The 6,883-nt window shown below is 39.9% G+C and carries 6 protein-coding genes and 5 tRNA genes; 10 read left to right on the forward strand and 1 reads right to left on the reverse strand.

Annotated elements, in window-relative coordinates; translation table 11 throughout:
- From tolA to H5072_RS08665, 10 genes are all read left to right on the forward strand, one after another.
- A partial coding sequence (gene tolA / locus H5072_RS08620) for a cell envelope integrity protein TolA (RefSeq protein WP_182693275.1) occupies window positions 1-429 on the forward strand: 429 nt, incomplete at its 5' end.
- Between the two features lie 9 nt (window positions 430-438).
- A complete protein-coding gene (gene tolB, locus H5072_RS08625) occupies window positions 439-1,797 on the forward strand; it encodes a Tol-Pal system beta propeller repeat protein TolB (protein WP_138488837.1) in 1,359 nt (452 codons plus the stop codon).
- Between the two features lie 34 nt (window positions 1,798-1,831).
- On the forward strand, window positions 1,832-2,374 hold the full coding sequence (gene pal / locus H5072_RS08630) for a peptidoglycan-associated lipoprotein Pal (protein WP_002960636.1): 543 nt from the start codon (window positions 1,832-1,834) through the stop codon (window positions 2,372-2,374).
- A 13-nt stretch (window positions 2,375-2,387) separates the two neighbouring features.
- On the forward strand, window positions 2,388-3,137 hold the full coding sequence (gene ybgF, locus H5072_RS08635; RefSeq protein WP_182693276.1) for a tol-pal system protein YbgF: 750 nt from the start codon (window positions 2,388-2,390) through the stop codon (window positions 3,135-3,137).
- A 226-nt stretch (window positions 3,138-3,363) separates the two neighbouring features.
- Window positions 3,364-3,439, forward strand: a tRNA-Lys gene (locus H5072_RS08640).
- Window positions 3,440-3,509: 70 nt separating this feature from the next.
- Window positions 3,510-3,585 (forward strand) — tRNA-Lys (locus tag H5072_RS08645).
- Between the two features lie 83 nt (window positions 3,586-3,668).
- Window positions 3,669-3,744 (forward strand) — tRNA-Lys (locus tag H5072_RS08650).
- Between the two features lie 63 nt (window positions 3,745-3,807).
- A tRNA-Lys gene (locus H5072_RS08655) sits at window positions 3,808-3,883 on the forward strand.
- Window positions 3,884-4,024: 141 nt separating this feature from the next.
- Entirely contained in the window at window positions 4,025-5,065 is a 1,041-nt protein-coding gene (nadA, locus tag H5072_RS08660) for a quinolinate synthase NadA (RefSeq protein WP_182693277.1), read from the forward strand.
- Between the two features lie 262 nt (window positions 5,066-5,327).
- A tRNA-Ser gene (locus tag H5072_RS08665) sits at window positions 5,328-5,417 on the forward strand.
- Between the two features lie 70 nt (window positions 5,418-5,487).
- Here the strand turns inward: H5072_RS08665 and H5072_RS08670 are convergent.
- Window positions 5,488-6,883, reverse strand: a 1,396-nt coding sequence (locus H5072_RS08670; RefSeq protein ID WP_182693278.1) for an ATP-binding protein, incomplete at its 5' end; no start/stop codon positions are given.

Below are 6,883 nucleotides of genomic sequence, written 5' to 3' on the forward strand. Positions count from 1 at the left end.
GCAGAAGCTGAGCGCAAAAAGCGTGAGGAGGAAGCAAAAGAGCGTGCTGCTGAGGCCGAACGTAAACGCCAGCAAGCAATGCAAGAGCAAATGTTACAAGAGCAACTTGCCAAAGAGCAGGCTGCCCGTAGTAAAATACGTCAGCAACAAGTGGTGAGCGAAGTTGATAAGTACCGTGCATTAATTATGGCGCGTATTCAGCAAAACTTACTGATTGATGAAAAAATGAAAAACCAACAGTGCCGAGTTAATATTCGTTTGGGCTTTAATGGTTTAGTAACGCAAGTTAAATCATTAGGTGGCGACAAGTTAGTATGTGAAGCTGCATTAAGAGCAGTGCGCATGGCTGACACATTACCGGTATCTAAAGATAAAGACGTATTCGAAAAACTTAAGAATATTAATTTAACAATCAAGCCAGAATTTTAAAGGAATGATATGTTCAACAAAATAAAAATAGCCTGTTTAGTTTTACTGTTTGGGTTTACGGGTGTTGCTAATGCAGCGCTTGAAATTGTAATAACAGAAGGTGTAGACGGTGCAAGGCCTATTGCCATTGTACCTTTTAAATACCAAGGTGTTGGTCCAATTCCTGAAAAGCTAAGTGGTGTTATTGCTGCCGATTTAATGCGCAGTGGTAAGTTTAAACCTGTTGATGTGGCGCAAATGCCGCAACAGCCAAGTAAAGATGGCGAAATTGATTATGCGTCTTGGGTTAATAAAGGTGTTGAAGCTGTTCTTGTTGGTGAGGTTGAACAACAAACTGATGGGCGTTATTTAGTTCGTTATGAGTTAGTTGATGTGATTCGCGGCCAAATTACCGGTGGCAATACGCAAATGATGAGTAACGGTAAGTTAGTTAAAAGCCAAGATCATATTTTAGAAGCGCGTGAAAGTGTTATTGGCGAGAGTGGTTTTCGTCGTTATTCACACCGCATTAGTGATGTTATTTATGAAAAGCTAACGGGTGAAAAGGGCGCGTTTTTAACTAAAATTGCATATGTAATAGTACGTGATAACGAGCCTAAACCTTATCAACTAGTCGTTGCTGATTACGATGGTTTTAACGAACAGGTATTACTTCGTTCAAAAGAACCATTAATGTCGCCAGCATGGTCACCAAATGGTACTAAACTAGCGTATGTAACGTTTGAAAACCGTCAAAGCCAAATTTACATTCAAGATATATACACAGGTAAGCGTGAAATAATAGCAAGCTACCGTGGTATTAATGGTGCACCGCAGTTTTCGCCAGATGGTAAAAAGCTATTATTAGTGCTTTCTAAGGATAAGACGGGTGCGACAGAAGTTTACATGCTTGACCTTGCTACACGTAAGGAAACACGCTTAACAAATCATCGTAGCATAGATACTGAGCCATCTTGGTACCCTAATGGCCAAGATATTGTGTTTACATCTGAAAGGGGTGGTAATGCTCAGATTTATAAGTTAAATTTAAAAACAGGTAGGTCACAACGACTCACCTTTGATGGTGATATGAACCTTGCTGGTTCTATAACACCAGATGGAAAAGAATTAGTGATGGTTAACCGTACCAACGGGCAGTACCATCTTGCTAAGAAAGAGCTGGCTACAGGTGCGTTTCAAGTATTAACGAGAACACGCCTAGATGAATCACCGAGCATAGCGCCAAATGGCTCGATGATTATATACAGCACGCTCCATAATAATAAACAGGTACTTGCGCTAGTATCGATGGACGGCCGCTTTAAAGCACGGTTACCTGTGCTAGACGGACAAGTAAAGGCACCAGCTTGGTCGCCATACTTACAGTAATATTACTGGTTTACTCAAAATAGGAATCTACTCAATGCAACTTAACAAAATACTTAAAGGCCTGCTAATTGCTGTGCCAGTAATGACATTAGCAGCTTGTAGCTCATCTTCTGATATTGATGAAGGTGCTGCAAACCAATCAAATCAAGGCGTTGTTGAGCAATCAACTAACACTGATACAGTTGAAGTAGCTACAATCTCTCCTGAGCAACAAGCAGAAGAGCAACTTCGTCAAAAGTACGAAGCACTTCGTCAAGAGCAAGTAATTTACTTTGACTTTGATAAAGCGACTGTTGAAGGTAAGTACGCTGATTTACTTCGTGCACATGCTGAGTTTTTAGTTCAAAACCCATCAGTTAAAGTTCTAATTGAAGGCCACGCAGATGAGCGCGGTACTCCAGAGTACAACATTGCACTAGGTGAGCACCGTGGCCAAGCAGTTGAAAAATACCTATTAAGCTTAGGTGTTTCAGCTAGCCAAATGTCAGTGGTAAGCTACGGTGAAGAGAAGCCAATGGTTAAATCTCGCACTGAATCAGCTTTCGCTAAAAACCGCCGTGCGGTACTAGTTTACTAAGATAAGAGATATTATGAAGCCGAAAATTATTTTGGCAGCCATGATATTGAGCGGGAGCACCCAGTTAATGGCTGCTCCCGCTCCTGTTTCAGAAGCTGCAAGTTCACAATCAAGTATTGAGAAGCGATTAGCGTCGCTTGAGAATATGATGCAGTCGCGTAACTTTTTACAAGTAGAGTTACAGCAACAACTTAACTTGTTACAAGACGAAGTAAGTCAAATTCGCGGTGTAACTGAAGAGCAAAGCTACAAACTTGAAAAAGTACTGCAGCGTCAGCGTGAGTTGTATCAAGAGATTGAAAACCGCGTGAGCCAGGCTTATACACAGCCAACAGCAGCCCCAGTAATCGATCAGGCGCAGCCAAACGATGCACAGAGCTACAGCAGTGACTTATCTGAAAATGAAGCTTACGAGCGTGCTGTTGCGTTAATAATGAAAGATAAACGTTATGATCAAGCGATTCCTGAATTTCAAACGTTTTTGACTACCTATCCAAACTCTGTATATGCGTCTAACGCGCATTATTGGTTAGGGCAGTTGCTTACTATTAAAAATGATGGCGTAAAAGCGGTGGAGCATTTTAAAGTGGTTGTTAACGAATTTCCAAATTCTAATAAACGCCCAGATGCAATGCTAAAGTTAGGCACACTTTTACAAGATCAAGGTTCAGCGGCGCAAGCACAAAAAATATTGAGCGATCTTATCAATCAATACCCAAGTACTACCGCTGCAAAACTAGCAACTGATCGTTTGGGAAACTAAAGTTCACCAGCGATTAAATTTCTAGTTAAGGCGAGCAAACTACATGGAAACTCTCGAAGAATCTTGGATTTGCATGTAGTTTGAGCACAAACGGTTTAATTTTGTGCATCTAGACATAAAAACTTAAAAAAAGAGACAATTTCGGTTGCACTCATTTTATAAATAAGTATTATAAGCGCCCGCAGCAAACGAATGGTTACCCCACTCGAAATGCGACAAAAAGAGCGGGTTATTAGCTCAGTTGGTAGAGCAGTTGACTTTTAATCAATTGGTCGATGGTTCAAATCCATCATAACCCACCATTCTTTGAATGGTCTTTTATCGGCGGATTTACGTACAATACTAAGTTGTTATAAAACGCAACGTCAGAGCGGGTCATTAGCTCAGTTGGTAGAGCAGTTGACTTTTAATCAATTGGTCGATGGTTCAAATCCATCATGACCCACCATTCTTTATTCCTTGTGAATAGGGTTTGGCATTAGTCGGCGGATATACGTAAGCTTCATTCTTAATTGAATAAGTGCATAGAGCGGGTTATTAGCTCAGTTGGTAGAGCAGTTGACTTTTAATCAATTGGTCGATGGTTCAAATCCATCATAACCCACCATTCTATGACAGTTTAATCGGCGGATTTACGCAAGCTTTTTACAAAGCAGATTTATATTAGAGCGGGTCATTAGCTCAGTTGGTAGAGCAGTTGACTTTTAATCAATTGGTCGATGGTTCAAATCCATCATGACCCACCACTCTCTAATACTTTCCTTTATATTCTTTTTTAATTTCCCACTTTATTTTTTATAAACAGCCTTACTAGTTCGCTGTTATTTGCTTTCATATTCTCGTATAATTCGCCCTAATTAATGCACTGTAGATAAGTGGTCGAGAACATGAGTCTAGCTCAAACTATTATGCCTGAAGGTTATATTTTCCCCCCTAAGCCAGCACCGTTAACACAAGACGAGCAAGGCGAGTATAAAGCGCGTATAAAACAATTACTAAAAGATAAAAATGCAGTACTTGTTGCCCATTATTATACCGATCCCGAAATTCAAGCACTTGCTGAAGAAACCGGCGGCTGCGTTGCCGACTCGCTAGAAATGGCGCGTTTTGGCGCACGTCACGATGCAGATATGATTATTGTTGCGGGCGTAAAATTTATGGGCGAAACAGCCAAAATTTTAACGCCAAATAAAACGGTTGTTATGCCAACGCTTGAAGCAACATGTTCGTTAGATATTGGCTGCCCGATAGACGAGTTCTCTGCGTTTTGCGATCAGCACCCTGATCGTAAAGTAGTTGTATATGCAAACACCTCTACGGCTGTTAAAGCACGTGCAGATTGGATTGTAACTTCATCCTGTGCACTTGAAATAGTAGAGCACCTCGATGAGCAAGGCGAAAAAATCATTTGGGGCCCAGATAAGCACCTTGGTAGTTATATTCAAAAAAATACCGGTGCTGATATGCTTATGTGGAATGGCGCATGTATTGTACATGACGAGTTTAAAACAAAAGCACTCAAAGACATGAAAGCGCTACACCCAGATGCAGGCGTTTTAGTTCATCCTGAGTCACCAGCAGAAATAGTTGCTCTTGCCGATTCGGTTGGATCTACGAGCCAATTGATCAAAGCAGCGCAAACAATGGACAACAAAAAGTTTATTGTAGCAACCGATCGCGGCATCTTTTATAAAATGCAGCAACTATGTCCAGATAAAGAGTTTTTTGCGGCTCCTACGGCAGGTGAGGGCGCTTCATGTAAAAGTTGCGCTCATTGCCCTTGGATGGCAATGAATGGCTTAAAAGCGATTGAGGAAGCCCTAATTGACCCTAAAGGCAAAGAAGTATTTGTTGATATGGATTTACGCGAAGGCGCACTTAAGTCACTTAATCGCATGCTTGAATTTACCGCGAGTATGGCTAAGTAACCTAAACTCTGGCTAGAGAAAATAAATTTAAATATCATCATATTCAATACGTAGTAAATCTCTTAATCAGAGTTCAGGTTAAGTCATTTTTAAAGTATAAATTATAAACGGTTAAGTCTTAGATTTAGCCGTTTTTTTGTGCCTATAGGTAAGTGTTGCTTGATTAGTAAGCATTTAAAGGCCCAAATTTAAAAATGCCTTGCACCTTAAGGGTCTATTTCATACTATAGCGCGCTGTTGCATTACACAATTGCAGCACCGTGGAGGGATGGCTGAGTGGCTGAAGGCGCACGCCTGGAAAGTGTGTTTAGGTTTATCCCTAACGAGGGTTCGAATCCCTCTCCCTCCACCATTATTCTTAGAGCCCAGTTATTAATATCGAAAGGTAACAATAACTGGGTTTTTTAATGCCCTCAGAATGACTAATTATTTACTAAGCAAAGTGTCGATAACATGCCGACGAGTTCATGTTTTTCGATTGGTTTTGAAACGTAACCATCAAATAGCTGCCTGTATATTTCTTTTTGTTCTGTAAAAACATTAGCAGTTAATGCAATAACAATTTGTTCGCTATTAAGCGCCTTAATTTTTTTACATGCCTGAAGACCATCCATTTTTGGCATTTGAATGTCCATAAAAATAATGTCTGGTTTGTGTAACTCGTATAATGAAATCGCTTCTAAACCATTGTTGGCAATAATAATGGTGGCTTTAGTTGGTTCAAGCATCGCAGCTGCAACAAGCTGATTTATTTTATTATCTTCAGCTAATAAAATAATTTTTCCAGATAGGTCAGGAAGCTCAATATTTTTGGTTGTTAATGTGCTGTCATCCACCTGCGCTTGTTTTAATGGTAAGTACACATAAAACTGACTCCCTGAACCTAACTGGCTTGTTACTTTAATTTCGCCATTCATAAGGCCTATTAATGATTTAGTGATGGGTAAGCCAAGGCCCGTACCACCATATTCACGCGTGGTTGATTGCTCAGCTTGTTCAAAGCGCTCAAACAATCGATCAATTGCTTGCTCAGAGATTCCAATTCCGGTGTCTGATATACAACAACATATTTTTTTTTCGTCGGTTAGCCTAAACGTTACTGTAACGCCACCTTGAGATGTAAACTTAATCGCGTTAGATATTAAGTTTAAAAATACCTGTCTGAGTCTAACTGGGTCGCCCACCCAATGCTTGTGCTCAATATCAATCACAAATTTAAGGTAAATGTTTTTATCTGTTGCTTGCACACCTAAGTCTGACTCTAAGTGATGAATAAGTTCAAAAAAGTCAAAAGGCTTATTCTCTAATGAGAGCTTGCCGGCCTCTATTTTAGAAAAATCAAGAATATCGTTAATAATGGTGGTGAGTGCTCGAGTTGAATATAGTGATTTTTTTAAATACTCTTTTGATTTTTCATTAAGCGGTTGTTCTTGTAATAGTTGTAATGTGCCAAGTATACCGTTCATCGGGGTTCGTATTTCGTGGCTCATATTTGCTAAAAATTCAGACTTTGCTTGCGATGCTTGCTCAGCAAGTTCTTTTGAGTGACCAAGGGCTTGCTCGTGGTCAATTTGTTCTGTTAAATCGTAAGCAATACCTAAGTAGCCAACGGTGTCTCCTTCGTTATTTAACAACGAAGTGACACTTAAATTAACTTGTATTTGCTCGCCTGTAGAAGAAATGTATGTCCATTGATTAATATCTGGCTCTGTTGCTGTTGCTTTTAAGATAAATACTTCAAAACCAGGGGTGACAGGTTTATTTAATTCAGCACTAAGTAGTTTAGCCTTTTTTATAATTTCTTCTTTTAAATGAAAT

It is taken from the genome of Pseudoalteromonas sp. SR45-5 (genome assembly GCF_014163565.1).
Taxonomy (GTDB): domain Bacteria; phylum Pseudomonadota; class Gammaproteobacteria; order Enterobacterales; family Alteromonadaceae; genus Pseudoalteromonas; species Pseudoalteromonas distincta.